This is a genomic window from Bradyrhizobium sp. USDA 3240 (assembly GCF_054063295.1).
This window is the reverse complement of the sequence record NZ_JBSSGD010000002.1, coordinates 2,129,315-2,155,775: the sequence shown is the minus strand read 5'-3', so window position 1 is coordinate 2,155,775 and position 26,461 is coordinate 2,129,315. Positions and strand designations below refer to the sequence as shown.

The 26,461-nt window shown below is 65.4% G+C and carries 16 protein-coding genes; 3 read left to right on the top strand and 13 right to left on the bottom strand.

The window, feature by feature from the left end; genetic code table 11:
* Positions 1-25: 25 nt before the first annotated feature.
* Positions 26-190 (bottom strand): DUF3309 family protein, encoded by a 165-nt coding sequence (locus tag ACVIGA_RS10975; RefSeq protein ID WP_076865768.1) that lies wholly within the window; start codon positions 188-190, stop codon positions 26-28.
* Positions 191-356: 166 nt separating this feature from the next.
* Between ACVIGA_RS10975 and ACVIGA_RS10970 the strand changes: the two genes are divergently transcribed.
* Positions 357-665 (top strand): polyhydroxyalkanoic acid system family protein, encoded by a 309-nt coding sequence (locus ACVIGA_RS10970; protein WP_456666388.1) that lies wholly within the window; start codon positions 357-359, stop codon positions 663-665.
* Between the two features lie 9 nt (positions 666-674).
* Here ACVIGA_RS10970 and treY read toward each other — a convergent pair whose 3' ends face one another.
* The 6 genes from treY to ACVIGA_RS10940 are packed head-to-tail and all read right to left on the bottom strand — an operon-like array spanning position 675 to position 14,699.
* A complete protein-coding gene (gene treY / locus ACVIGA_RS10965; protein WP_456666387.1) occupies positions 675-3,458 on the bottom strand; it encodes a malto-oligosyltrehalose synthase in 2,784 nt (927 codons plus the stop codon).
* 4 nt (positions 3,459-3,462) lie between these two features.
* Positions 3,463-5,217, bottom strand: coding sequence for a malto-oligosyltrehalose trehalohydrolase (gene treZ, locus ACVIGA_RS10960; RefSeq protein ID WP_456666386.1), 1,755 nt, complete (start codon positions 5,215-5,217; stop codon positions 3,463-3,465).
* Entirely contained in the window at positions 5,214-7,286 is a 2,073-nt protein-coding gene (gene glgX / locus ACVIGA_RS10955) for a glycogen debranching protein GlgX (protein ID WP_456666385.1), read from the bottom strand. The genes treZ and glgX overlap by 4 nt, the downstream gene beginning before the upstream one ends.
* Positions 7,287-7,289: 3 nt before the next feature.
* Positions 7,290-9,437 (bottom strand): 1,4-alpha-glucan branching protein GlgB, encoded by a 2,148-nt coding sequence (gene glgB, locus ACVIGA_RS10950; protein ID WP_456666384.1) that lies wholly within the window; start codon positions 9,435-9,437, stop codon positions 7,290-7,292.
* Complete coding sequence (gene treS / locus ACVIGA_RS10945) at positions 9,434-12,739, bottom strand: maltose alpha-D-glucosyltransferase (protein ID WP_456666383.1); 3,306 nt, start codon at positions 12,737-12,739, stop codon at positions 9,434-9,436. Before treS ends, glgB begins: the two co-directional genes overlap by 4 nt.
* A 10-nt stretch (positions 12,740-12,749) precedes the next feature.
* Complete coding sequence (locus ACVIGA_RS10940; RefSeq protein ID WP_456666382.1) at positions 12,750-14,699, bottom strand: alpha-1,4-glucan--maltose-1-phosphate maltosyltransferase; 1,950 nt, start codon at positions 14,697-14,699, stop codon at positions 12,750-12,752.
* A gap of 203 nt (positions 14,700-14,902) precedes the next feature.
* Between ACVIGA_RS10940 and malQ the strand changes: the two genes are divergently transcribed.
* A complete protein-coding gene (gene malQ, locus ACVIGA_RS10935) occupies positions 14,903-16,849 on the top strand; it encodes a 4-alpha-glucanotransferase (RefSeq protein ID WP_456666381.1) in 1,947 nt (648 codons plus the stop codon).
* A gap of 17 nt (positions 16,850-16,866) precedes the next feature.
* Entirely contained in the window at positions 16,867-18,675 is a 1,809-nt protein-coding gene (locus ACVIGA_RS10930) for a glycoside hydrolase family 15 protein (RefSeq protein WP_456666380.1), read from the top strand.
* Between the two features lie 7 nt (positions 18,676-18,682).
* On the opposite strand, the gene ACVIGA_RS10925 is transcribed toward ACVIGA_RS10930, so the two are convergent.
* The 6 genes from ACVIGA_RS10925 to ACVIGA_RS10900 all read right to left on the bottom strand — a co-directional run bounded on the left by ACVIGA_RS10925 (position 18,683) and on the right by ACVIGA_RS10900 (position 26,252).
* Entirely contained in the window at positions 18,683-19,489 is an 807-nt protein-coding gene (locus ACVIGA_RS10925) for a Cof-type HAD-IIB family hydrolase (RefSeq protein WP_456666379.1), read from the bottom strand.
* The gene (locus ACVIGA_RS10920; protein WP_456670784.1) at positions 19,486-19,974 is read right to left on the bottom strand and encodes a gluconokinase; all 489 of its coding nucleotides are present in this window, start codon (positions 19,972-19,974) and stop codon (positions 19,486-19,488) included. The genes ACVIGA_RS10925 and ACVIGA_RS10920 overlap by 4 nt, the downstream gene beginning before the upstream one ends.
* A gap of 66 nt (positions 19,975-20,040) precedes the next feature.
* Positions 20,041-20,793: a 6-phosphogluconolactonase gene (gene pgl, locus ACVIGA_RS10915; protein ID WP_456666378.1), complete on the bottom strand. Its 753-nt coding sequence runs from the start codon at positions 20,791-20,793 to the stop codon at positions 20,041-20,043.
* Positions 20,794-20,795: 2 nt separating this feature from the next.
* Positions 20,796-22,289, bottom strand: coding sequence for a glucose-6-phosphate dehydrogenase (zwf, locus tag ACVIGA_RS10910; RefSeq protein ID WP_456666377.1), 1,494 nt, complete (start codon positions 22,287-22,289; stop codon positions 20,796-20,798).
* A gap of 120 nt (positions 22,290-22,409) precedes the next feature.
* Positions 22,410-23,393 (bottom strand): phosphogluconate dehydrogenase (NAD(+)-dependent, decarboxylating), encoded by a 984-nt coding sequence (gene gnd / locus ACVIGA_RS10905; protein WP_223977013.1) that lies wholly within the window; start codon positions 23,391-23,393, stop codon positions 22,410-22,412.
* A gap of 12 nt (positions 23,394-23,405) precedes the next feature.
* Positions 23,406-26,252: a bifunctional transaldolase/phosoglucose isomerase gene (locus ACVIGA_RS10900; protein WP_456666376.1), complete on the bottom strand. Its 2,847-nt coding sequence runs from the start codon at positions 26,250-26,252 to the stop codon at positions 23,406-23,408.
* Between the last annotated feature and the right edge of the window lie 209 nt (positions 26,253-26,461).

The window sequence follows — 26,461 nt, the reverse complement described above, 5'->3', positions numbered from 1 at the left end:
ATGGTGCGCAACACGCGTCCGGGCGCTACAGGCGTCCCAGCAGGAGCAGGATCAGCAGGATCACGATCACGAGGCCGAGACCGCCGCCGCCGTAATAGCCGGTGCCGTAGAACGGTCCGCCGCCGATGCCGCTGAAGCCGCCGAGCAGCGCGATGACCAGAATAATGAGAATGATCGTTCCAAGTGACATTGAGTCTCTCCTCAGCCCGTGGGCCCATTGATCTCTGCCCTTCGGGAAAGGAAACACGTGGGAACTACGAAGGTTCCGGATTCGGCGACGTGATAAACCTGTGTGGTCCTTCCATTTGCGGTGGAACAGAACTACATCAACGGAATCCATGGAGGAGTGCACCGCGATGTCGGCTCCGCTGATCGTCTCGATTCCCCACAGCCTCGGCCGCGACGAAGCGATGCGCCGCCTGAAGACAGGCCTGTCGCGCGCAGCGGCGAACGTTCCGGTCATGAGCGTCGACGAGGAGCGCTGGGACAACAACCGCATGAGCTTCCGCGTCCGCGCGCTGGGGCAGGTCGCGGCCGGACATCTCGATGTCGAGGATAGCCATGTGCGCCTGGAGGTGACACTGCCGTGGCTGCTGCAACGCTTTGCTGAGGTCGCGCAGGCCGCCATTCAGAAGAGCGGGCAGTTGCTGCTGACCAAGCGCTGACGCGTAGTGCTAGCCGTGTGCGCGTGCGCGTTTTGGGGCGTGCTTCGCGCCCGCCGTGGTCTTCGCCTTCAGCACCGCGACCGGCAGCCTGGCGAACAGCGTCGAGAGCGGAATCCTGCTGTCGCCGCCCGGGAGCGCGTAGCCAGCCAGGTCGATCTCGCCTTCAAAGGCTTCAGCGCGCGGCCAGCTCCGTCCGCCCTGCGTAAACGGGGCAAATGATTTCGCCACCGCGACGATGACCGCCTCGCGGCCATGCCGCCGTGCGAAGGCGAGGACATGATCGCGATGCGGGCCATTGACCGTGAGCGGCTGGTAGTCGCCGCTGGTGAAGATCTCGGGCAGCTCGTTGCGCAGCCGCAGCAGATGCCGCGTCCATGCGAACTTCAGGCGGCCGTCGCGCCAGCTTTGCGCTAGCGCATCCCAGTCCGGCGTCTCCAGTGCCGCGAGCATGTCCGCGCGTCCTGCAAAGTCGACCGGACGGCGGTTGTCGGGATCGACCAGCGAAAGATCCCAGCTTTCGGTGCCCTGGTAGAAATCCGGCACGCCCGGCATCGTCGCCTTCAGGGTGATCTGGCTGAGCGAGTTCAGTGCCCCGATCAGCGCGGTGCGCCCTGCCAGCGTCTCCAGCGCATCGAGGAATTCCGGCGAGGCCTTGCGATCGAGGATCCGCGCGATGAAGGTCTTCACGCCCGCCTCGTACGCTTCGTGCGGATTGAGCCAGCTCGTCTCCTGCTTGCCCTCACGCGCGGCCTTCAGGGCATAGGCCTGGATGCGTCCGACCAGTGACGCATCGTCCGGGTCCCAGGCGCCGAGCAGGGCCTGATACAGCATGTATTCGAATGTCGCCGACGGGGCGCGCGTCTCGCCGTCGAGCACCAGATGCGGCGCGTTCAGCACCTTCCAGCGCGCCACCGCGCTGGTCCATTCGCCGGGGATTTCCGCGAGCGCCATGATGCGGGTGCGGGCGTCCTCGCCGCGCTTGGTGTCGTGGGTCGCGGTCGACGTCATGCCGTGCGGCCATTCACGGACGCGGACCTGCATCATGCTGTGGAAGGTCTCGGGCGCGATCGCGCCGGCCGCCGGATCGCCGCCGACCTCGTTGAGTGCCAGCAGGCGGTGGTAGCGATAGAACGTCGTGTCCTCCAGCGACTTCGCCATCATCGGCCCGGTGAATTGCTGCACCTTCAGCGCGAAGCGTCGCACCCGCGGCGCGCTATGCGGTGGCCGGCCGGGCTTCAGGAGGTCCATGGTCAGGGTATCACGCAGGAAGTCGAAGATGCCTTCATCGGCAGCGAACCAGTCGGCGCGGGCGCGCTCGATGGTCGCGCTGATTAGCGCGCGATCATGCGCCGTCGGGCCAGAGGCGGTGAGATAGGTGCGATAGACCGGAAAGTGCAGCACATAGAGCTCGAGCGCCTGCCGCAGACTGTCGGCGGAGAAGTCCCGGGTCGAGTAGTGCCCGCTGGCGATGCGCGCCAGCAGCCGTGCCAGCACGGTGAATTCGCTGGTCAGCAAGGTTTCCAGCACGCGCCGCTTGGCCTCGCGCAGCACCGGCGTCAGGTTCGGCGACTGGTTGCTGACCTGGCGCCAGATCTCGTTGAGCGGATCGAGGCCTCGGCCTTCGACCAGCGCCTGGCTGATCGTGTTCATCCATTCGTAGCCGGTGGTGCCGTGGACGCCGCTGAATTTCGTCAGTCTCTCGTCCTCGCCGAGGATCTTCTCGACCACCATGTAGAACGGCTTGGCCTTGGCGCCCTGCGCGGTGCGGACCAGGCGGCGCAACCGCTGGAAATATTGGGCGGGATCGCGCAGGCCGTCGATATGGTCGAGCCGCAGACCCTGCAGCCGGTCCTCTGCGATCAGTCGCTTCACGAGACTGTGGCTTGCTTCGAACGTGGCGGCGTCCTCGACCCTGAGGCCGGCCAGGGTGTTGACGTCGAAGAAGCGGCGATAGTTGATGTCGCTTGACGCAAGCCGCCAGTGGCCGAGCTTGTAGTGCTGGCGCTCCAGCAGATGATGCAGCGCCAGTGTCTGGGTCGGTCGGTCCTCACTGGTGCGATAGGCATCGAGCCCGCGCGCGATGATCTCGGCGCTGCCCTCGATCGTCTGGATCGCCGCCTTCAGCGTCGGCGCCTCCTGCCGGTTCGGGTGACGCAGCCCGCGATACTTGGCAGCGAGTTCGAGCAGCGCGCGACCGGCCGGACTGTCTTCCGCACCGGCTTCGCGGACGAGGGTTCTCAGGACCTCGCCATAGCGCTCCGGCGCGATCGGCAGGCGATGCTCGAAATACCAGGCAGAGAAGTTGCCTTCGCTCGCGTCATAACGCAGCTCGATCTCGCTGCGTTCCAGCGCCTGGCCATAGGACGAGCCGAGGATCGGCAGCAGCACACCGCCGCGCGCACGATAGGGCAAGAGGTCCCAGTCGATGTCGAAGGAGACCGCGTGCGGCGACACCGGTCCCCATTCCAGCACGTCGAGCCACCAGGGATTGTCGGCGAAGTGCACGCCGACATGGTTCGGCACGAAATCCAGGATCAGGCCGAGGTCATGGCGCTTCAGCGCATCGCTGAACCGCGCAAAGCCTTCTTCGCCGCCGAGTTCCGGATTGAATTTGGTGTGGTCGACGACGTCATAGCCATGGGTCGAGCCCTTGCGCGCCTTCATGAACGGCGAGGCATAGACATGGCTGATGCCGAGCGCCTTCAGATACGGCGCCACCGCGGCGGCGGCATCGAAGTCGAAATCGGCAGTGAGTTGCAGTCGGTAGGTCGCGATCGGGATCGCCGGAGGCATTGTGCTATCCGATGTGCCAGCGCACCGCCCAGCCGGGGAGGTCGCTCGACAACGCGCCGCCCCAGATCACAGTTCCCTTCGCTTCCGGCGCGCCAGTGACATCCCGATCCGACAAATTGGCCGTCAGCCATAGCGTGCGGCCGTCGCCCATCCGCCAATGCGCGGTCAAGAGATCACCCGTGATGCGGTCGCCGCCGAAGCGTGCCCCGACGAGCCGCGGCGTGATCTTGCGCCGGCGCACGGCGAGCAGGTCACGCACCAGCGTCAGCCGCACGCGGGCGGGATCGTGGTCAAGTGCCGCCCAGTCGAGCACGGCCGACCGCGCCGTCTCCTCGGCGAGCGGATCGGGAATGTCGTCGCCATATTTGGCATAGGCCCAGGCGAATTCCTTGCGCCGGCCGGCGCGGACGGCGTTGGCGAGGTCGCCCTTGAAATCGCAGAAGAACGGGAAGGGCGTTGTCGCGCCCCATTCCTCGCCCATGAACAGCATCGGCGTGGTCGGTGCGATCAACGTGACCGCCAGCGCCGCCTCGATCGCCTGCGGCTTTGCGATGCTCTCGAGCCGGTCGCCCAGCGGCCGGTTGCCGATCTGGTCGTGGTTCTGCAGGAAGTTGATGAAGCAGGTCGGCGACAGCGTACCGCTCGGCTCGCCGCGGGCCTTGCCGCCCCAGAACGCCGAGACTTCGCCCTGATAGATGTAGCCGGACGACAGCGCCCGCGCGAGGTCCTGCTTCGGCGCCTTGTAGTCGCCGTAATAGCCCTGGGTTTCGCCGGTCAGCAGCACATGCCAGGCGTGATGATAATCGTCGTTCCACTGGCCGCGGAATTTGCCGTGCGGTGGGTCCTCGGCGGCATCGAGCAGGCTTGCGATGTTGTCGCCGTTCTCGAGCACGAGGTTGATGTGCCGGCCGGTTTCCGTGGCGAGTTGGCCGGCAGCCTTGCTGAAGTCATGCAGGATGGAGATTTCGCCGGCTTCGACGATGGTGTTGACCGCGTCGAAGCGCAGCCCGTCGAAGCGATAGTCGCGCAGCCAGCTCACCACGCTGCCGATCGCAAACGCCCGCACCTCGGGCACGCGATAATCGATCGCGCTGCCCCACGGGGTATGCGCGTCGCTGAAGAAGGAAGGCGCATAGCGGCCGAGGTAATTCCCTTCCGGCCCGAAATGGTTGTAGACCACGTCGAGCATCACCATCAGCCCGCGCAGATGCGCTTCGTCGATCAGGGTCTTGAGGTCTTCGGGACGGCCGTAGGCGCTGTCGGGCGCATACCACAGCACGCCGTCATAGCCCCAGTTGCGCTTGCCTGCGAAATCCGCCAGCGGCATCAGTTCGAGCGCGGTGATGCCGGTTGCCACCAGATGATCGAGCTTGTCGATCATAGCGCGGTAGGTGCCCTCGCGCGTGAAGGTCCCGACATGGGCCTCGAGAATGACGGCCTCATGCCAGGGACGGCCGCGCCACTCGGTCGCGCGCCATTTGAAGGCTGCGTGATCGATCACCTCGCCCGGGCCGAACACGTCGTCCGGCTGGAACGCGGAGGCTGGATCCGGCACATCAACTTCGTCATCGATGCGGAATTTGTAACGCGTGCGCGCGCGCGCGCCGGCGATCTCGGCGACGTACCAGCCGGCGGCATCGCGCGTGAGCGCATGCGGCTTGTCGAGCAGGAGGTCGACGCGCTTGGCTGCCGGCGCCCAGAGCCGGAAGCGCGCGCCATCAGCGGTCAATTCGGGTCCGAAGTGCTGCGCACTGTTCATGCGGAGCCTGCGAATGCCAGCACCGAGCGCGGCGGTGCCGTGGTGTCGGCGCCGGCTGCAAACTGCTCGGCCGTCTGTTCTGCCTTGGTCGTGTTCAAGACCTGCCGCCAGCTCCTGTATTCCGCCATCCGCGGCATCCTGAACACGATCTCCTGCGGCGCGGCATTCAGCACGATAAAGATCGGCGCCTGCCCTTGTTCCATCGGGCCCAGCACGTAGGCCAGGAACCGGCTTTCCGGGAATTTCCAGTCGGACTCCTTCATCTCCTCTGCAGCGGGCGTCAGCCAGATCACACCATAGCTGCCGTCGGCGCGGCGGCCGTCGAGCCAGCTCTGGCAGCGGATCTGGCCGAAGCGCTGGCGTAGCGCGGTGAGATGACCGATGAAGGCGATGGCGTCGTCGTCGGTGCCGAGGTTCTCCCAGCCGATCCAGCCGGTCTCATTGTCCTGGCAATAGGCGTTGTTGTTGCCGGCTTGCGTGTTGGCGACCTCGTCGCCGGCGAGGATCAGCGGCGTGCCCTGTGCGAGCAGCAGGCAGGCCAGCGCATTCTTCCTGAGCTGGCGGCGCAGCGCGATGATGGCGGGATCATCGGTCGGGCCTTCATGGCCGCAATTGTTGCTGTGATTGTCGTTGGAGCCGTCGCGATTGTCCTCGCCATTGGCCTCATTGTGCTTCTCGTTGTAGCTGAAGAGATCGGCGAGCGTGAAGCCGTCATGCACCGTGATGTGGTTGACGCTGGCGCGGGTCGCCCGGTTGTCGTGGTGAAACAAGTCCGAGGACGCCGTCATGCGGCCTGAGATGTCGCCGATCAGGCTGCCTTCGCCGCTCCAGTAGCGCCGCATAGCGCTGCGATAGCGGTCATTCCACTCCGACCATTGCGACGGAAACGCGCCGACCTGGTAGCCGCCGAGACCGAGATCCCAGGGCTCGGCGACCATCTTGGCGGTCGCCAGCACCGGGTCCTGGCGGATCGCGGTGAGGAAGGGATGGTTGCGATCGAACCCGTTCGGTCCGCGCGCCAGGGTCGTGGCGAGATCGAAGCGGAAGCCGTCGACATGGCAGACCTCGACCCAGTACCGCAGCGAATCCATCACCATCTGCAGCACGCGCGGATGGGTGAGGTTGACCGAGCTGCCGCAGCCGGTGAAGTCGTCGTAGAAGCGCGGGTTCTCGCGGTTCAGCCAGTAATAGGAGGCGTTGTCGATGCCGCGGAAGCACAGCGTCGGGCCCATATGGTTGCCCTCGGCGGTGTGGTTGTAGACGACGTCGAGCAGCACCTCGATGCCGGCATCATGCAGCCGCGCCACCGTGGTGCGGAACGAGTCGAGCGCATTGTCCTGGGCGTAGCGTGCCTCCGGCGCGAAGAAGGCGATGGTGTTGTAGCCCCAGTAGTTGGCGAGCTTCTTCTCGACCAGGACGCGGTCGTCGATCAGGCCGTGGATCGGCAACAGCTCGATGGTGGTGACGCCGAGCCGCTTGAGGTGATCGATCATCGCGGGCGACGACAGCCCGCCATAGGTGCCGCGCAGGTTCGGCGGCACATCCTCGCGCTTCTGGGTCAGGCCCTTGACGTGGGCCTCGTAGATGATGGTGTCTTGCCAGGGAACGTGCGGCCGGATCTCGCGGCGGCCCCAGTTGAAGGTCTCGTCGACCACCACCGCCTTCGGCATGCCGCGGGCATTGTCGCGCCGGTCAAAGGAGAGATCCTCGCGCGCGCTGCCGGTACGGTAGGCGAAATGCGCATCGCTCCACACCAGCCGGCCGGCGAGCCGCTTGGCGTAGGGATCGAGCAGCAGCTTGTTGGCGTTGAAGCGGTGGCCGCGCTCCGGCGCGTAGGGCCCGTAGACGCGATAGCCGTACAGCTGGCCCGGCGAGACGTCGTTGAGATAGCAGTGCCAGACGTCCTCGGTGCGCTCCGGCATCTCGATCCGCTCGAGCTCGCGGCGGCCCTGGCCATCGAACAGGCACAGCTCCACCTTCTCCGCATTCGCCGAGAACAGCGCAAAGTTGGTGCCTCTGCCGTCCCAGCTTGCACCGAGCCGTGCGGACGTACCTCCGGTCAGTCGCATCAATCAGCTTTCCGGTACGAGGAAGATCGCTGCCAGCGGCGGAATGGTCAGGCTCAGCTCGGGCGTGGCGCCCTCCGAGGCACGGACCTCGCCGATATTGCCGACATTGGTGCCGCCGTAATGGGAGGAATCCGAGTTGAACACCTCGTGCCACTTGCCCGCGAGCGGCACCCGGACGCGATAGTTGCGATAGACGTTGGGCGAGAAGTTCAGGACCACGAGGCAGCGGGCGCGCGCATCGTTGCCCTTGCGGATCCAGCCGAACACATTGTTGCTGGCGTCGTCGGTGATGACCCATTCGAAGCCGGCCTGGTCGCAGTCGAGTTCATGCAGCGCGGGCAGCGCGCGATAGAGCTGGTTGAGGTCGCGGACCAGGTTCTGGATGCCGCTATGCCTCGGCTGTTGCAGCAAATGCCAATCGAGCGAGTGGTCGTGGTTCCATTCGCGCTCCTGGCCGAACTCGCAGCCCATGAACATCAGCTTCTTGCCGGGATGTCCGAACATGAAGCTGTAATAGGCGCGCAGATTGGCAAAGCGCTGCCAGTCGTCGCCGGGCATGCGGCCGAGGATCGAGCGCTTGCCGTGCACCACCTCGTCGTGGGACAGCGGCAGGATGAAATTTTCCGAGAAGGCGTAGTGCAGGCCGAACAGGATGTCGCCGTGGTGGTGCTTGCGGTGGATGGGATCCTTGCCGATGTATTTCAGCGTGTCGTGCATCCAGCCCATGTTCCACTTGTAGCCGAAGCCGAGCCCGCCATATTCGACCGGACGCGACACCTGCGGCCACGCGGTGGATTCCTCCGCCGCCGTCGTTGCCTGCGGGAAGTGTGCGAACAGCTCGGTGTTGAAGCGGCGCAGGAAGTCGATCGCCTCGATGTTCTCGCGGCCGCCATATTTGTTCGGGATCCAGCCGCCGGCGGGACGGCTGTAGTCGAGATAGAGCATGGAGGCGACCGCATCGACGCGCAGTCCGTCGATGCCGTAGCGATCGAGCCAGAACAGTGCGTTCGACACCAGGAAGTTGGTGACCTCGGTGCGCCCGTAATTGTAGATCAGCGTGCCCCAGTCGAGGTGACGGCCCTGCAGCGGATTGGCGTGCTCATAGAGCGCGGTGCCGTCGAAATTGCCGAGACCGTGCGGGTCGTCGGGGAAATGCCCCGGGACCCAGTCGAGCAGCACGGCGAGGCCTGCGCCGTGGCAGGCGTCGATCAGCGCGGCGAAATCATCGGGCGAGCCGAAGCGGCTGGTCGGGGCAAACATGCCGGTCGGCTGGTAGCCCCAGGAGCCGTCGAACGGATGCTCGGTGATCGGCAGGAATTCGATATGGGTGAAGCCCATGTCGCTGGCGTAGGCCGGAAGCTGCTCCGCCATTTCGCGATAGGTCAGCCACTCATTGCGGCCCTTGCGGCGCCACGATCCGAGATGAATCTCGTAGATCGACATCGGCGAGCTCAGCGCATTGACGCGATCGGGCGCCGGGCGCGGATGCGGGATCTTGCGCTCGTCGAGCACGATCGAGGCGGTCTTCGGACGCACCTCGGCGGCGAACGCCAGCGGATCGGACTTCAGCGGCAGATGCTGGCCGTTGCGCCCGATGATCTCGAACTTGTAGTGGTCGCCGACGCGGGCGCGCGGGATGAACAGCTCCCAATAGCCCGGGCCGCGCACCCGCATCGGATGACGCCTGCCGTCCCAGAAATTGAAGTCGCCGACCACGCTGACCCGCCGCGCATTCGGCGCCAGCACCACGAAGCCGATGCCGTCGACGCCGTCGAGCGTCATCGGATGGGCGCCGAGCGTGTCGTAGACCCGCAGATGCGTACCCTCGCCGAGCAGATAGAGATCGAAATCGCTCAGGATCGGCGGAAAGCGATAGGCATCCTCCAGTTCGACGACGTTGTCGCCGAAGCGGGCGCGGAGCTGGTAGCGCGTCGAGCCGTTCGGCAAGGGACCTGCGAACAGGCCGGCGTCATGGATCTTGGCCAGCGGCGCCGCCTCGCCATGCTCCCCGATCGCCTCGACATTGCTGGCGTCAGGCAGGAAGGCGCGCACGACGTTGCGATCCCCCTCGGCGTGGAGGCCGAGATAGTGGAAGGGATCGGAGTGGCGGCCCTCGATGATGGCATAGGCCTCGGCGGGCAATTTATTCATGCAACCTCGTGCGGCTGTTGGGCCAGGAGTCTCAACAGGCCAGTCAGTGGGACGCGGAGCCAATCTGGCCGGTTGGCCAGCTCATACTCGATCTCGTAGAAGGCTTTCTCAAGCAGGAAAAAGTTGAGTAGGCGGTCGGCCGCCTTGGCGTCGGCGGGCCACAGCCGCTGGCCGGCCACGGTCTCGCGATAGGCCGCCAGCAGGGCATCCGCGGCCTGGTCGCGCCATTCGGCCAAAGCGAGGCTCAGCCTGCCGCTCTCGTCGGGTGCGACCTTGAGTGCCCGTTCCAGCGCGGTGGTCGCGGCATAGTCGATCGAGCGGATCAGGCCGGCGACGTCGCGGGCCGCGGGCGCCTTGCGGCGCCGCTCGGCGATGGTGCGGCCCGGCCCGCCGTCGAAATCGATGATGAAGACGTCGTCCTTGACGACCAGCAGCTGGCCGAGATGCAGGTCGCCATGATGGCGGATGCTGAGCCCGTCGGTCTCGCGCGGCAGCAGCGCCTTGAGCCGCTCCGGCAGCATGTCGTGCTGGGCCTGCAACTGATCGGCCAGCAGCCGGTCGGCTTCTCGCAGGGAGCCGCGCCGCTGCCTCAGCGTATCGAACACGCGTTCGGCGCGCGCCATGATCTCATCGCTCCAGCGCTGCAGGTCCTCGGGCCTGGTCGGTTCCGGCGCGAAGTCCGGCAGGTCGCGGTTGCTGGCGAGCGCGATGTGCAGCTCGGCGAGGCGCTTTCCGCTGTGCGACAGGTGGCGCAGATAAGTCGCATGATCGCCGTTCTCATCGGGATTTTCGCTCACCGCCAGCAGGCGCTGCCGCTCGACGAGGCGATCAAGGTGCGCAGCGGCCACGGTCCAAAGGTCGCCCTGGTTCACCACCATGGCGTGCAGCACTGCGATCGCGCTGCGATTGTCGCCCTCCACCAGTTCCGATGTGCCGAGCAATGCCGGTGTGTTGGGGAAATTGACCACTTCGGTGAGGAAGCGGCCCATCTCGATCTCTGGATTGATGCCGACCTCGAGCTTCCGGTAGATCTTGGTGACATACTCATTGTCGACCAGCGCGGTCGAATGCGGCTGATCGTTCTCGAACACGCGGATCCGTTCGGGCTGCCGGACCGGGCGATCGGAGAAGCGGCTGGTCGGCCGGAATTCGAGCTTCAGGCGTTGCTCGCCCTCGTCGACGGTGAGGTTTTCCCGCAAGTTTCGCAGGAACAGGCCAGTGAAGATCTGGTCGGTGGAGACATCGAGCAACGTGCCCTCGCGCGCGCCCTGACGGACCGCGGCAAAGGCGCGCGGGTTGTAGCGCTCGCGGTCGAAGCGCACCCATTCGATCTGCATCGGCAGCACGTAGCGGCTGGTGGTGCCGCGCTCCGTGGTTTCGAAGAAGATCAGCCAGGGCCGGTTGTCGCCGATGTCGCAGAATGGGATCGCAGACACCAGCGTCGGCTGGATCGCCTTCGGGGAATGCTCCGGGTACCAGCGGGTGCGGGCGAGATGGCCGGGCAGCACGTCGTGCTCGAATACGCCGCGCTCCCGCGCCAGCGAAGTCCAGGTCGAACCGAGCGGCACCACCAGCGTCTCGAACTCCGGCACCGCCCGCGGCTTCACCGGCTCGGACTTGTCGCGCTCCTGCAGCTGGAACCAGTAGAAGCCGTAAGGCGCCAGCGTGATCATGTAAGGCAGCTCGCCGATCGCCGGGAAGCGCGTGCGTCCGAGCATCTCGAGCGGAATGCGGTCCTTGAAGGCGGAGAGGTCGAGTTCGGTCGCCTGCGCCGAGCGCGACAGGTTGGCGACGCACAGGATGGTCTCGCCCTGGTACTGCCTGACATAGGCGAGCACCGAGCGGTTCTCCGGGCGGATGAAGGTCATGGTGCCGCGCCCGAACGCAAGCGTCGACTTGCGCACTGCGATCAGCCGCTTGGTCGCCGACAGCAGCGACGACAGGCTGCGCGACTGCGCCTCGACATTGACGGATTCGTAGCCGTAGACCGGGTCCATGATCATCGGCGCGTAGAGCCGCGCCGGGTCGGCGCGCGAGAAGCCGCCGTTGCGGTCCGGCGACCATTGCATCGGCGTCCGCACGCCGTTGCGGTCGCCGAGATAGATGTTGTCGCCCATGCCGATCTCGTCACCGTAATAGATGATCGGCGTGCCGGGGAACGACAGCAAGAGCGAGTTCATCAGCTCGATCTTGCGCCGGTCATTGTCCATCAGCGGCGCAAGGCGGCGGCGGATGCCGACGTTGATGCGGGCGCGCGGGTCGTTGGCATAGGTCGACCACAGATAGTCGCGCTCGACGTCGGTGACCATTTCCAGGGTCAGCTCGTCGTGGTTGCGCAGGAACAGCGCCCACTGGGCAGCTGCCGGAATGTCGGGCGTCTGCCTGAGGATGTCTGTGATCGGAAAGCGGTCTTCCTGGGCGATTGCCATGTAGATGCGCGGCATCAGCGGGAAGTGGTAGGCCATGTGGCATTCGTCGCCATGGCCGAAATATGCCTGCACGTCCTCCGGCCATTGGTTGGCCTCGGCCAGCAGGATCTTGCCCTTGGCATAGGCGTCGAGCTCCTGGCGCAGCCGCTTGATGATGGCATGCGTCTCCGGCAGGTTCTCATTGTTGGTGCCGTCGCGCTCGCACAGATAGGGAATGGCGTCGAGCCGGAAGCCGTCGACGCCGGTGTCGAGCCAGCGCTTCATCACCTGCACGATGGCGCGCACCACGCGCGGATTGTCGAAATTCAGGTCCGGCTGGTGCGAGAAGAAGCGGTGCCAGTAGAACTGACCGGCTTCCGGATCCCAGGTCCAGTTCGACTTCTCCGTGTCGGTGAAGATGATGCGGGTATCGAGGTATTTCTGGTCGGTGTCGCTCCAGACGTACCAGCTGCGCGCGCTCGAATTCGGCGGGCTGCGGCGCGCCCGCTTGAACCAGGCATGCTGGTCCGAGGTGTGGTTGACGACGAGCTCGGTGATGACGCGCAGGCCGCGCCGCTTGGCCTCCTGGATGAAGCGCTTGAAGTCCTTCATCGTCCCGAAATCGGGATTGATGTCGCCATAATCGCCGATGTCGTAGCCGTCGTCGCGGCCCGGCGAGGGATAGAACGGCAGCAGCCACAGCGCGGTGACGCCGAGCTCCTGCAGATAGCCGAGCTTCTCCGTCAGGCCTGTGAAATCGCCGATGCCGTCATTGTTGCTGTCGGCGAACGCCTTGACGTGCAGCTGGTAGATGATGGCGTCCTTGTACCACAGCTGGTCCGCGGTCTCGGTCGCGACCTTCACCTCGCTGTCGACGGAGGAAAATACGTTCATGGCGGCTCCTTCAGGCGACACAGCGTAGCAGCAACGCGGGATCGCGCGCAGGATCTAGATGCAGGCGGATGCCTCCCCATTCGAGCGCATGACGCTCGCCGGTGACAAGGTCTTCCACGGCCGTGACGGGGCGGCGGGCATCGCCGCGGCCGACCGTGACGTCGCCGAGCGGAAGCCAGACGTCGCGCGGCTCGGACGACAACGCAATCGCGACCGCGATCACATTGCCCTGATCGGCCGCCTCCTTGACGAAGCCGATCACGCCGCCGTCATCGACATTGATAAAGCGCAGATCGGCGAATTGTTGCAGGGCCGGATTGCCGCGCCTGATTTGGTTGAGGGCCGCGATATAGGGCTTGATGTTCCCGGCCTGATCCCAGTCGCGAACCCTGATCTCGTATTTCTCGGAGTTGAGATATTCCTCGCGGCCAGGCACCGGCGTGTGCTCGAGCAGTTCGAATCCGCCATAGATGCCGTAGCTGCTTGAAAGCGTCGCGGCCAGCGCGAGACGCGACTTGAACATCCAGGATTCGCCGCTTTGCAGGTGGAAAGGCAGGATGTCAGGTGTGTTGACGAAGAAATTCGGCCGAAAGAAGTCGCGATCGGGATAGGATATCAACTCGCCGAGATACGCTTCGAGCTCGGAGCGCTGCGTGCGCCAGGTGAAGTAAGTATAGGACTGCGTGAAGCCGAGCTTGGCGAGGCCCTTCATCAGCTTCGGCCGCGCGAAGGCCTCCGAGAGGAACAGCACGTCCGGATCGCGGTCCTGCGCCTCGCGGATCAGCCATTCCCAGAATGCCAGCGGCTTGGTGTGCGGATTGTCGACCCGGAAGATCTTGACGCCCTGTTCGACCCAGAACAGCACCACATCGCGCAGCGCGCGCCACAGCGCGGCGGCATCCTCGGATCCGAAATCCGGATTGACCACATCGTCCCAGCGCTGCTGCGGATGTTCGGCGGTGCGCATCGATCCGTCCGGACGCCGCTTGAACCACTCCGGATGCGCGGTCAGCCAGGGATGATCGGGCGAGCATTGCACGGCGAAATCGAGCGCGACCTCGAGGCCGTGGGCCTGGCATGCCGCCACGAAAGCGCGGAAGTCGTCGAGCGTGCCGAATTCCGGATGCACGGCGTCGTGGCCGCCCTCCGCCGCGCCGATCGCATAGGGGCTGCCGGGATCGCCGGGCTGCGCGATGGCGGCATTGTTGCGGCCCTTGCGATGGGTCCGCCCGATCGGATGAATCGGCGCCAACAGCACGACGTCAAAGCCCATCGCCGCGATATCGGACAGCCGCGCGATGCAGTCGTTGAAGGTCGCGTGCACGCCCGGTGTCTTGCCCTGGCTGCGCGGAAACATCTGGTACCAGGCGCCGCTGCGAGCGCGCGGCCGGTCCGCGATGAGGGGATAGAGCTGCGATCGCACCAGGTCGCGGCGAAACTGGCTGCCGGCCATCGCCTCCCGCAATTCCGGTGCGAGCAGCGCGCCCGGCTCACCGGTCTGCAGGAAGATTTCGCACTGCCTGATGATGATTGCGGCTGCGGCAGGTCCCCCCGCTTGCGCCCGGGTCAGCATGCCCGCGCCTTCGACAGCATCCAGTGTGTGGTCGCCGCCGTCGCGCTGCTTCTGCTCGAAGCGATGCCGCCAGCTGGCGAATTCGTCGGTCCAGGCCTCGATCGCGAAGCTGTAGCGGCCGGGCCGCTCTGGCACGAAGGCGCCGCCCCAACGGTCGTCGCTGTGCAGCATCATCGGCGCGTGTTGCCATTCGCCGTCGCCCTCATGCCGCCACACCAACGCCGCTGCGATCACATCATGTCCGTCGCGGTAGATGTCGGCCCACACCTCGACGGGCTCGCCCGCGATGCGCTTGACCGCAAAGCGGCCGCCATCGACCGACGGATAGACATCGGTAATATGAAAAGTGCCGTTGGCACTCTCGACAGGCCGGGCGGTTTTGTTCACGGTGATGCCGCCATTGAATAGGCAAATGAAGTCCCGGCGCCGGGAAGGAGGCACGCCAGACCCATATAGAAAGCCGCTCGCCGGGCAATGGTTCCCGGTGGGAACGCCGGATAGGGTAGAGCGTTGAACATCAACTATCCCTTTCCCGTATCTGTACAATTTAGCAACGATCCCAATACCGTTGCGAGCAGGCAGCGTGCCGAATGGACCTTTACGCCAAAGCCCAGACCCTGGGAATCCAGACCGAGTATATCGATGGGAGCGGTCACCGCCGTGTGACAACCCCGGAGGCGCTGACGGCGATCCTCGCGGCGCTGCCGCCCCAGACGCCGCGGCGGATCGTCGCCGATCCCGTGGTCGTCAGAGGCGGCCATGGCGGGCAGACGCAGCTCTCCGAGGCGGCCCGGCTACCGGTGCAATGGAAGCTCATCAGCGGCACTACCTTGCTCGCGCAAGGCGAGGCGCATGAACGGAGTGTGACGTGGCCGTCCGGCCTGCCTGAGGGCGTGCACCGGTTGCAGCTCAAGGACGCATCGGGCAGCGAGGAGCTGCCGTTTCTGGTGGCGCCGGAAGCTGCGTTCGGCGGCGCGTTCGACCGCTGCTGGGTGATCGCGGTCCAGCTCTATGGCGTGCGGTCCGCGCGCAACTGGGGCATCGGCGACTTCACCGATCTGCAGGGCCTGCTCGAATTCGCCCATAGGCTCGGCGCCGACGGCATCGGACTCAATCCGCTGCACGCGCTGTTCGACGATCGGCCCGGCGATTGCAGCCCGTATTCGCCGAACAGCCGGCTGTTCCTCAACGCGCTCTACATCGACGTCGCGAAGATTCCCGAATTCCACGTCGGTGCCGAGGCGCAAGCCACGCTGGCGCAGCTGCGCAGCCGCGACATGGTCGACTATGTCGGTGCCGCGGCGCTGAAATGGCCGGCGCTGCGTGCAGCCTTCGCCGCCTTCAAGGCCAATCCCGGCCTCGGCCGCTGGCAGGATTTCGAGGCCTATCGCAAGGAGCAGGGCGTGCTGCTGTCGCGCTTCGCCTGCTTCGAGGTGATGCGGCACAAATTCAACTCTCCGTGGTGGGAATGGCCGGACGAGTGGCGGCAGCCCAATGATGCTGCGTGCACGAAGTTGCGCCGGGCGCGCGACACCGCCGCCGAGGTGGAGTTCGTTGAGTTCGTGCAATGGACCGCGGACCGGCAGCTCGGAGCTTGCCAGGCGCTCGCGCACAAGCTGGGCATGCGGGTCGGGCTCTATCTCGACGTCGCCGTCGGCGTGCAGTCGGACGGCTTCGACGCCTGGAATGAACAGACCGCGATCTCGCGCCATCTCGGCGTCGGCGCGCCGCCGGACCCGCTCAATACCGCCGGCCAGGACTGGGGGCTCGCCGGCTTCAACGCTGCGGGCCTCGAGCAGCGTTCCTTCGAGCCTTTCAGGCAGATGCTGCGCGCCTCGATGCACCATGCCGGCGCGATCAGGCTCGACCACGCTTTCGGGCTGAAGCGGCTTTATCTGGTGCCGCGCGGATTCGGTCCGGCCAATGGCGCCTACGTGCTGATGCCGTTCGAGGCGTTGCTGGCGGCGACCGCGCAGGAGAGCACAGCAAACCACTGCGTCGTGATCGGCGAGGACCTCGGCACCGTGCCTCCGGGCTTCCGCGAGCAGATGAACGGCTGGGGCATCTGGTCTTATCTGGTGATGATGTTCGAGACCGACGACCAGGGCGTGTTCCGCAACGCCGACTACTATCTGCCGAACGCGCTGGTGACGTTCAACACCCACGACCTGTCGACCTATGCCGGCTGGCGCTCGTTCAGCGACCTCAAGACCAAGCGCGCGCTCGGGATCGATCCCGGCGAGACCGACCAGGGGCGCTGGGATGCGCTCGGCCATCTCGACGACGTGCTGCGCCGTCACGACATTCACCACAATGATTTCTATTCGGTGGTGAGCTTTATGGCGCGGACGCGATCGCGGATGATGGCGGTCTCGATGGAGGATTTGCTCGGCATCGTCGAGCAGCCGAACATCCCCGGCACCGTCTACGAGCATCCGAACTGGAAACGGCGGCTGCCGGTCTCGATCGAGCATCTCGCATCGGCGATCGACGTCGACGCGCTCAAGCGTGCAACCCGCGAGCGGTCGCACGCCTGACAACGCGGAGCACGGCGGTGGCCTCTCGAATCGAAGACTATGGGCTGATCGGCGATTGCGAAACCGCAGCGCTGGTCGGTCGCGACGGCTCGATCGACTGGCTGTGCTGGCCGGCGTTCGATTCCGACGCCTGCTTCGCGGCGCTGCTCGGCACGTCGCGGAATGGCCGCTGGCTGCTGGCGCCCGCTGGCGAGATCAAGCGGATCTCCCGCCGCTATTGGGACGATACGCTGATCCTGGAGACGCGGTTCGAGACCGAGGACGGCGTGGTCGCGCTGATCGACTTCATGCCGCCGCGCGGCAATGCCTCCGACGTGGTCCGCCTGGTTCGCGGCATCAGCGGCCGCGTCAAGATGCACATGGAGCTGGTGATCCGCTTCGGCTTCGGCGTCGATGTTCCCTGGGTGAAGAAGAACCCGGACGGCGAGGGGCTGCTGGCGATCAGCGGACAGGACATGACCCTGCTGCGCACGCCAGTGAAGACATCGGGCAAGGACCTGACCACGATCGCCGATTTCGAGATCGGCGAGGGCGACACCGTGCCCTTTGTCCTGACCTACGGAGCGTCGTATCAGCCGGTGCCGGAGCCGATCGATCCCGAGGCCGCGCTGAAGGATACCGAGGACTATTGGAAGGAATGGTGCAGCCGTTCGACCTATGACGGCAGCTATCAGCGCAGCCTCGTGATGCGCTCGCTGATCACGCTGAAGGCACTGACCTTCAGGCCGACCGGCGGCATCGTCGCGGCCCCGACCACGTCGTTGCCGGAAAAGCTCGGCGGCGCGCGCAACTGGGATTACCGGTTCTGCTGGCTGCGCGACGCCACCTTCACGCTGCTGGCACTGATGAATTCGGGCTACACCGAGGAAGCGGCCGCCTGGCACAACTGGCTGCTGCGGGCCGCGGCCGGCGCTCCTGCCGACATGCAGATCATGTACGGCATCCTGGGGCAGCGGCGTCTCTTGGAATGGGAAGCCGGCTGGCTGCCCGGCTATGAGGGGGCGCAACCGGTCCGCGTCGGCAATGCCGCACATGCGCAGCTGCAACTCGACGTCTACGGCGAGTTGATCGACGCCTTCCACCAGTCCCGCATGGCCAAGCTGAAGCTCGATGATGAGAGCTGGTCGCTCGAATGCACCGTCGTCAGTCATCTCGCCGATGTCTGGGACCAGCCGGATCACGGCATCTGGGAGCGCCGCGGCACGCCCAGACACTACGTGTTCTCCAAGGTGATGTGCTGGGTCGCCTTCGACCGCGCCATCAAGAGCGCCGAGCGGTTCGGCTTCAAGGGGCCGCTGGTCAAATGGCGGGTGCTGCGCGAGGCCATCCATCGCGACGTCTGCCGGCAGGGCTTCGATCCCGATCTCAACAGCTTCGTCGAGAGCTACGGGTCAAAGCTGCTCGACGCCAGCCTGCTGCTGCTGCCGTCGGTCGGCTTCCTGCCGCCGTCCGATCCGCGCATCCGCGGTACGATCGCTGCGGTCGAGCGGCACATGATGCGCGACGGGTTCGTGCTGCGGCACGATCCGCGCGAGGTGTCCGACGAAATCCAGCCGATCGAGGGCGCCTTCCTGGCCTGCAGCCTGTGGCTCGCCGACGCCCATGTGCTGGCGGGAGATCTCGACAAGGCGCAAACCATGTTCGACCGCGTCGTCGCGGTCGCCAACGATCTCGGGCTCCTGGCGGAGGAGTTCGACTCCGGCGCCGGCCGGCAGACCGGCAACTTTCCGCAGGCACTGACTCATATCGCGCTGATCAACACGGCGCACAATCTCAGCGCCGCCAAGGCCGACGCCGAGAAGCCGGCGGTGCAGCGGTCGACCTGATCGCGGTCTAGCGGCCCATCGTCAGCACCGTCTCCATCGCGCGCGCGAAGCCGTCATGCTCGTTGGTTTCGGTGACATGCGTGGCGCGCGCCTTCACGTCGTCGCTGGCATTGCCCATCGCGAACGAGACGCCGCTTCTGGCGAACATCGGCAGATCGTTCTGCATGTCGCCGATCGTGGCGACATTCTCGAGCGACACGCCGAGACGCTTCGCGATGCCCTCGACGAAGGTGCCCTTGTCGTGGCCGGGCGGGGTGACGTCGAGATAATAGGTCTGCGAGCGGACCGCGGTCGCATCATTGCCGACCATCTGCTGCATCTCCGCCTCGCAGCGCTGCAACAGGGGTGCATCCGAGCTCGCGCCGACGATCTTGCAGGCCTGGTCGAGATAGGGCGTGAAATCGTCAACGATGGTCGGATCATGCTTGATCGCGCGTTTCTCGTGCGCGTTGTACTCGCCGTCGGGACTGCGGGTCAGCCAGCGGTCGTTGGTGAACAGCCAGATGTCGATGCCACGCTCGCGGAGCAGGTCGACGCAGCGCTTGGCGACTGCCGGCGGGATCGCATGCTGTTCGATCGGCTTCAATTGCGGATCGACGATCGAGGAGCCATTGAAGGCGCCGATCGGCAGCGTGATCGCGAGCGGCGCGACCAGGAAACCCATCCCGATGGTCGGCCGGCTGGAGACGATGGTGAAGCCGATGCCGGCCTCCTGCAGCTTGCGCACGGCTGTGCTGGCGCCGTCGGTCAAGGTCTTGTCCTTGGTGAGCAGCGTGCCGTCGACATCGGATACGACAAGGGCGATGCGGGTCATGAGAGGTCCAGCCTCAGTTGATTGACGATGTCTTCGACGATGGTGTCGACCGAACGGTCGATCGCAACCGTGATCGGGCGTTCGTCCGGCGTCGGCGGCTCCAGCGTTTTGAACTGGCTGGCGAGCAGGCCCGGCGGCATGAAATGGTCCTTGCGCGCGGCGAGCCGCGCGGCGATCAGCTCCTCTGTGCCGTCGAGGAAGACGATGCGGATGTCGTTGCGGCCGTGCACCAGGGTGTCGCGATAGGCGCGCTTCAGGGCGGAGCAGGCGATGACCGCCCGTTCGCGGACGCCGCAGGTGCGGTCGATCTCATTGGCGATCGCGCGCAGCCAGGGCCAGCGATCCTCGTCGGTGAGCGGCTGGCCGGAATGCATCTTCGCGACATTGCTCGGCGGGTGAAAACTGTCACCATCCTCGAAACGCCAGCCGATCCTGATCGCGAGGCGGTCGGCGATGGTGCTCTTGCCCGAGCCGGAGACGCCCATCACGACTAGTGCGCAGGGGTTTTGCCCGTCACCCAAGAAAGTCACCCAAGAAAATACCTAAGAAAATCATCCACGAAAATCCTCCGGCAGCGCGGCCTGATCGATCAGCCAGACGGTTTCGCCCAGCGATCGCGCGCGGTTTGCCGGCAGGTTCTCGCCTGCGAACAGGCGCGTCAAGATCGCGCGCTTGTTTTCGCCCGCCACCTCGAACAGCATCTCGCGGCAGGAGGCGAGCGCAGGCAGGGTCAGGGAGACTCGCGGCACGAACGGCTCGACATTGGCCTTGGGCACCCCGACTACCCAGCGCTGCGTCTCCTCGACCGCGGGGAAGCCGGGAAACAGCGAGGCGGTGTGGCCGTCGGGCCCGATGCCCATCAGCACCAGGTCGAACAGCGGCCGCTTCGGATCGAGCTGCTCGGCGCCGTAGAAGGCCATCAGCTCGTTCTCGTACAGCGCGGCGCTGACGTCGGGATCCCTGAGATCGGCGGTGTCGGTCGCGATCGGGTGGACATTCGCAGCCGGGGCGCAGCGGTCGAGGAAGGCCTGGCGCGCCATGCTCATATTGTGCAGCGCGTCCTTGCGCGGCACCAGGCGCTCGTCGCCGATGAACCAGTCGATGCGATCCCAGGGAATTCTCCGGCGATAGTCCGGCGTCGCCAGCAGCTGGTATAGCGCCTTGGGGCTGGAGCCGCCGGTGAGGCAGACCGCGATCCGGCCGCTGTTCTGGTCGATCCTGGCGATCACCCGCTCGGCGGCCATTTGCGCCAGCGCGGCCGGATCGGCGACCGTGATGATTGCGCGCTCGCCGCTCGCGGTCATGGTCAGCTGAGCTTCCGCCAGCTGCGGCCGTCGCGCGTCAACAGCGCGTTGGCCGCCTCCGGGCCTTCGCTGCCGGCCTTGTAGGGTTGCAGGCCGCGCCCGCCGGCAGTCTTCCAGGCGTCGAAAAAGGGCTGCACTGCCTGCCAGCCGGCCTCAACGCCGTCGGCGCGCTGGAACAGCAGATTGTCGCCGATCATGCAGTCGTAGATCAGGGTCTCGTAGCCGGTGGACGGTTCGGCCTTGAAGTAGTCCTTGTAGCGGAACTTCATCTCGACGCCGTCGATGTTGATGGCCGGGCCAGGCACCTTGGTGTTGAACTGTAGCTCGATGCCTTCGGTCGGTTCGGTCGAGATGATCAGGAAATTCTGGGACAGCCGATCAACCGACGTGTCGCGAAACATTCCAATCGGCGCCTGCTTGAACTTGATCGCGATCTCGGTGCGCTTGGCGGCGAGCGCCTTGCCGGTGCGGAGATAAAAGGGGACGCCGGCCCAGCGCCAGTTGTCGATCGTCAGCTTCAGCGCGGCATAGGTTTCGGTGGTACTGTCAGGTTTGACGTCCTCGGTCTTCAGATAGTCCCCGATCTCGGTATCGCCGATCTTGCCGGCGCGATACTGGCCGCGTACCGAATTGTTCAGCGCTTCCGCTTCGCTCTGGAGCTGGATCGCGCTGAGCACCTCCGCTTTTTCAGAGCGCACCGCATGGGCGTCGAAACGGGCCGGTGGCTCCATCGCCACCAGCGACAACAGCTGGAACAGATGGTTCGGCACCATGTCGCGCAACGCGCCGGTGGCATCATAGAAGCTGCCACGATGGCCGACGCCGAGCTTCTCGTCGACCGTGATCTGGATGTGGTCGATATGATTGCGATTCCAGATCGGCTCGAACATGCCATTGGCAAAGCGCAGCACCAGGATGTTCTGGACGGTTTCCTTGCCGAGGTAATGATCGATGCGATAGATCTGGTGTTCGTCCATCAGCTTCAGCAGCGCGGCGTTCAGCGCCCTGGCCGACGCGAGATCTGTGCCGAACGGCTTTTCGATGATCAGCCGCCGCCAGGCGCCGTTCTCCTTTAGCATGCCAGTGCGGCCGAGCTGTTCGCTGATCGGCTGGAACGCACTCGGTGGGGTCGCGAGATAGAACAGGCGATTGCCGCCGGTGTCGCGCGCCTTTTCAAGCTTGTCGAGCTGCTCGTCCATCGCATCAAAGGATGCAGGATCGCTCGGGTCAGCCTCGATCGATGTGACGCATGCGAACAGCCGCTTCGCGATCGCCTCGTCCACGGGGCGGGTGGCGTACTTGCGAAGCCCCTGCATCAGGCTGTCGGTCATCTCCGCGTTCGACATGCCCTTGCGAGCGATGCCGACCACGCAGAATTTTTCCGGTAGCAGATTCGACGCGGCGAGATTGTAGAGCGCCGGGACGACCAGCCGGTGTGTCAGATCACCGGTGGCGCCGAAGATGATGAAAGAGCAAGGATCGGGTTTCTTCTGCACGTGACCTTCCGCGGTTATCTCTCGAGCTCCGTTCCGATTGTATCGGAACCGAGCTCTCGATTCTTGTTTTGACGCGTTTTCTTCACGCGAACCGGTGCCCACCTTCGCTTGAAAACGCTTCTAAGCTTTCTTCGGCGGCTCCTTGTGGCCGCCAAAGCCTGCGCGCATCGCCGAGAGGATCTTCTCGGCGAAGGTATGATCCTTGCGCGAACGGAAGCGGGTGTAGAGCGCAGCGGTCAGCACTTCCGCCGGCACGGCCTCGTCGACCGCGGCATTGACGGTCCAGCGGCCTTCGCCGGAATCCTCGACAAAGCCTGAGTAATTGTCGAGCGTGTGGTTCTGCGCCAGCGCCGAGGCGGTGAGGTCGAGCAGCCAGGACGGGATCACGCTGCCGCGCCGCCAGACTTCGGCGATGTCGGCGATGTCGAGATCGAAGCGATGCTCGGGCGGGAGCGCCTCGATATTGGCGTTCTTCAGGATGTCGAAGCCTTCGGCATAGGCCTGCATCAGGCCGTATTCGATGCCGTTGTGGATCATCTTGACGAAGTGCCCGGCGCCAACAGGACCGGCGTGGATATAGCCCTGTTCGATGCGCGGATCTCGGCCCTCGCGGCCGGAGGTGCGCGGAATGTCGCCGATGCCCGGCGCCAGCGTCTTGAAGATCGGGTCGAGCCGATCGACGACGGGCTTGTCGCCGCCGATCATCATGCAGTAGCCGCGCTCGATGCCCCAGATGCCGCCGCTGGTGCCGACGTCGACATAATGCAGCCCGCGCTCACGAAGCGCCTTGCCGCGGCGGACGTCATCCTGCCAGAAGGTGTTGCCGCCGTCGATGATGACGTCGCCGGGCGACATCAGCTTTGAAAGCGCCTCGATGGTCGCTTCGGTGATCTTGCCGGCCGGCAGCATCACCCAGGCGGTGCGCGGCGCTTCCAGCTTGAGGACGAAATCCTCCAGCGACGAGGAACCCGTGGCGTTGTCGGCGACGAGCGCCGCGACCGCCTTCGGATCCTTGTCGTAGACCACGGTGGTGTGACCCTGGGTCATCAGGCGGCGGACGATGTTGCCGCCCATCCGCCCGAGGCCGATCATGCCGAGTTGCATTGCTCGCCTCCGTCAGTTCAGTGCGGCCGAGATCGCGGCATCGAGTGCCGCAAGCCCGGAGGTGAGGTCGCCCTTGAGATGAACGCGCAACGCCCGCCGGCCGCGCTCGGTGAGCACGTCGAAATCGCCGCGCGCCTGCGCCGCCTTGATGACGCCGAAGCTCGCCTTCTGGCCGGGTACGGCCAGGTCCTTGCTATCGTCGGTCGTGACCTGCAGGAACACGCCGCTGTCGGGCCCGCCCTTGTAGGCCTGTCCGGTCGAATGCAGGAAACGCGGGCCGAATTCGGCGCAGGTCGCAAGGTGTTTCGCGTCGCGCACCTTGAGCCGCATCGCCTGCATGGCGTCGATGGTGTCGCCGTCGCGCTCGATATAGGCGAGCAGGGCGACGTAGTCGCCGCGGCCGGAGCGCGAGAGATGCGCCTTGATCCAGGAATTGAGGTCGCCATTGGCGCCGGCCTTGCGCAGCTCCACGGCGTTCTGCGCGTCGGTGTAGAGCTCGACTCCATCCGCCGACACCGCCGGCTGCTCGGCCGGCAGCGATCCGGTCTTCTCGAAGGCCGCCGTCAGTTCGCGCGTCTTGATCTTGGCGGCCTCGACGTCGGGCTGGTTGAACGGGTTGATGCCGAGGATGGAGCCCGCCACCGCGGTTGCGATCTCGAACCGGAAGAACTCCTGGCCGATATGGTCGATCGATTTCATCACGATCCGGACCACGGGATGGCCGGCGGCCTCGAGCGCGGCGAGCTTTGCCTCATGCGCGGCGTCGAGCTCGCCCTCGGTGCGCAGGTCGATGAAGAAGCGGTCGTTGCCGTAGACCGCGGCGTCGCCGATCGTCTCGCCCTCGATCGGGATCAGGCCTTTGCCGTCCTTGCCGGTCGATTCCGCAATCAATTGCTCGGCCCAGGCGCCGAAATCGGCGACGTCGGGCGAGGCGAAGATCGTCACCTTGTCGCGGCCTTCGAGCCCCGCGATGCCCATCGCCAGCCCGAGCTGGACGCCCGGGTTTTCCTGAGGCGGCACGTCGGCGCCGCAGGAGCGCACCATGGCGAGCGTATGGCCGAGCAGGCTGCGGACGTCGATGCCCGCGGCCGCGGCCGGAACCAGGCCGAATGGCGACAGCACGGAATAGCGGCCGCCGATCGCAGGGTCGCCGTAGAAGATGCGGGCAAAGCCCTGCTTGATCGCGACCTTCTGCAGCGATGAGCCGGGATCGGTCACCGCGATGAAGCGGTGGCCGGCCTTGTCCTTGCCGATCGCCTTGGCCACCCGGTCGAAGAAATAGTCCTTCATCACGTTCGGCTCGGTGGTGCCGCCGGACTTGGAGGAGACGATGAACAGCGTCTTGGCGATGTCGACATACTCCTCCATCGCGCGGACCTGCGCCGGGTCGGTGGAGTCGAGCACGTGCAGCCGCGGGAAGCCGGATCTGTGCGGGAAGGTTTGCGCCAGCACCTCCGGCCCGAGGCTCGATCCGCCCATGCCGAGCACGACGGCGTCGGTGAAGTTCTGTCCCTTCACGCGCGCCGCGAAATCCTCGTAGTCGGCGACGTCGGCAGAGGCGGCGCTGGTGAGCCAGCCCAGCCATTTGTCCTCGTCATCGCCGGTCCAGACCGACTTGTCCTTGTGCCAGAGCCTTCGGATTTTGGCCGACGCGCGCCATTCCTCGGTGCTTTTCTCGACCGCCTTCTCGATGCCGGCGCCGAGCGCAAGCTTCTGATGGTCGATGCCACCGCCGAGCGAGGTCGCGCGCTTGTGGGCGACCGCGCCGTACAGCTTGTCGGCCGCGTCGGCGAACAGCTTGACGCCGTCCTTGACCAGCTCTTCGGTGATCGCATCGAGCGAGATGCCGGACTTCTCCAGCTCCTCCAGCACGTGGCGGGCGTCCTCGACATTCTCCTCGAGGCTATCGCGGACCTTGCCGTGGTCGCGGAACGCGTCGAGCGTTGCCGGCGGCACGGTGTTGACGGTGTCGGGGCCGATCAGCTCCTCGACATAGAGCACGTCGCTGTAGTCCTTGTTCTTGGTGCCGGTCGACGCCCACAGCAGCCGCTGCGGCTTGGCGCCCTTGGCCGTGAGCTTGTCCCAGCGCGGGCCCGAGAACAGCCGCTTGTAGTCCTGGTAGGCGAGCTTTGCATTCGCGATCGCGACCTTGCCCTTGAGGGTTGCGAGCCGCTCCTTCTCGTGCGGATCGTTGGCCTTGGCGATCTTCTCGTCGAGCTGCTTGTCGACAGCCGAGTCGATGCGGCTGACGAAGAAGCTGGCGACGCTCGCCACATGGGAGGGATCGCCGCCCCTGGCGACGTACTTCTCCAGGCCCTTGAGATAGGCTTCCGCGACCTGGCGATAGACCTTCTGCGAGAACAGCAGCGTGATGTTGATGCTGATGCCTTCGCCGATCAGGTACTCGATCGCCGGCAGGCCCTCCGGCGTCGCCGGCACCTTGACCATCAGGTTCTTGCGGTGGACGTCCTTCCAGAGCCGCTCGGCCTCCACGATCGTGCCCTTGGTGTCCATCGCCAGATAGGGCGACACTTCGAGGCTGACAAAGCCGTCGCCGCCATGGCTCTGGTCATAGACCGGGCGCAGCACGTCGGCGGCATGTTGGATATCCACGACGGCAAGGTGTTCGAACAGGTCGGCGACCGAGCGGTCGCCTTTCTTGAGCGCCTGGCCGATCGCCCCGTCATACTCGTCCGAGCTGCCGATCGCCTTCTCGAAGATCGAGGGGTTGGACGTCACGCCTTTGACGCCGTCGGTCTCGATCAGCCGCTTCAGGTCGCCGTTGGCGACGAAGCCGCGGGCAAGGAAGTCCAGCCAGACGGCCTGGCGGTGATTTTCGAGTGCTTTGACGGGGTTCATGGGTGCCTGTTCTCGTTCGATCGAGGGTCGATTTTTGGGTTCCCGGGCAGCTTTCGGGGGTGGAGGGGGATTGTCAACATGGCTGGGGGCCCGGGGCGGACTATCAGCATTCCAAAGGGATAACGCCATTCACAACAGTTCGATCCCCTCGGAACGTGTCCAAGCAGACCTCGATCTCGGCACATTTTTATGACGCGTTGCGGCGCGCG

Coding starts and splice junctions, on each gene's coding strand:
- ACVIGA_RS10975 (WP_076865768.1), bottom strand. CDS start 190: ATGTCACTTGGAACGATCATTCTCATTATTCTGGTCATCGCGCTGCTC.
- ACVIGA_RS10970 (WP_456666388.1), top strand. CDS start 357: ATGTCGGCTCCGCTGATCGTCTCGATTCCCCACAGCCTCGGCCGCGAC.
- treY (WP_456666387.1), bottom strand. CDS start 3,458: ATGCCTCCGGCGATCCCGATCGCGACCTACCGACTGCAACTCACTGCC.
- treZ (WP_456666386.1), bottom strand. CDS start 5,217: ATGAACAGTGCGCAGCACTTCGGACCCGAATTGACCGCTGATGGCGCG.
- glgX (WP_456666385.1), bottom strand. CDS start 7,286: ATGCGACTGACCGGAGGTACGTCCGCACGGCTCGGTGCAAGCTGGGAC.
- glgB (WP_456666384.1), bottom strand. CDS start 9,437: ATGAATAAATTGCCCGCCGAGGCCTATGCCATCATCGAGGGCCGCCAC.
- treS (WP_456666383.1), bottom strand. CDS start 12,739: ATGAACGTATTTTCCTCCGTCGACAGCGAGGTGAAGGTCGCGACCGAG.
- malQ (WP_456666381.1), top strand. CDS start 14,903: ATGGACCTTTACGCCAAAGCCCAGACCCTGGGAATCCAGACCGAGTAT.
- ACVIGA_RS10925 (WP_456666379.1), bottom strand. CDS start 19,489: ATGACCCGCATCGCCCTTGTCGTATCCGATGTCGACGGCACGCTGCTC.
- ACVIGA_RS10920 (WP_456670784.1), bottom strand. CDS start 19,974: ATGGGCGTCTCCGGCTCGGGCAAGAGCACCATCGCCGACCGCCTCGCG.
- pgl (WP_456666378.1), bottom strand. CDS start 20,793: ATGACCGCGAGCGGCGAGCGCGCAATCATCACGGTCGCCGATCCGGCC.
- gnd (WP_223977013.1), bottom strand. CDS start 23,393: ATGCAACTCGGCATGATCGGCCTCGGGCGGATGGGCGGCAACATCGTC.
- ACVIGA_RS10900 (WP_456666376.1), bottom strand. CDS start 26,252: ATGAACCCCGTCAAAGCACTCGAAAATCACCGCCAGGCCGTCTGGCTG.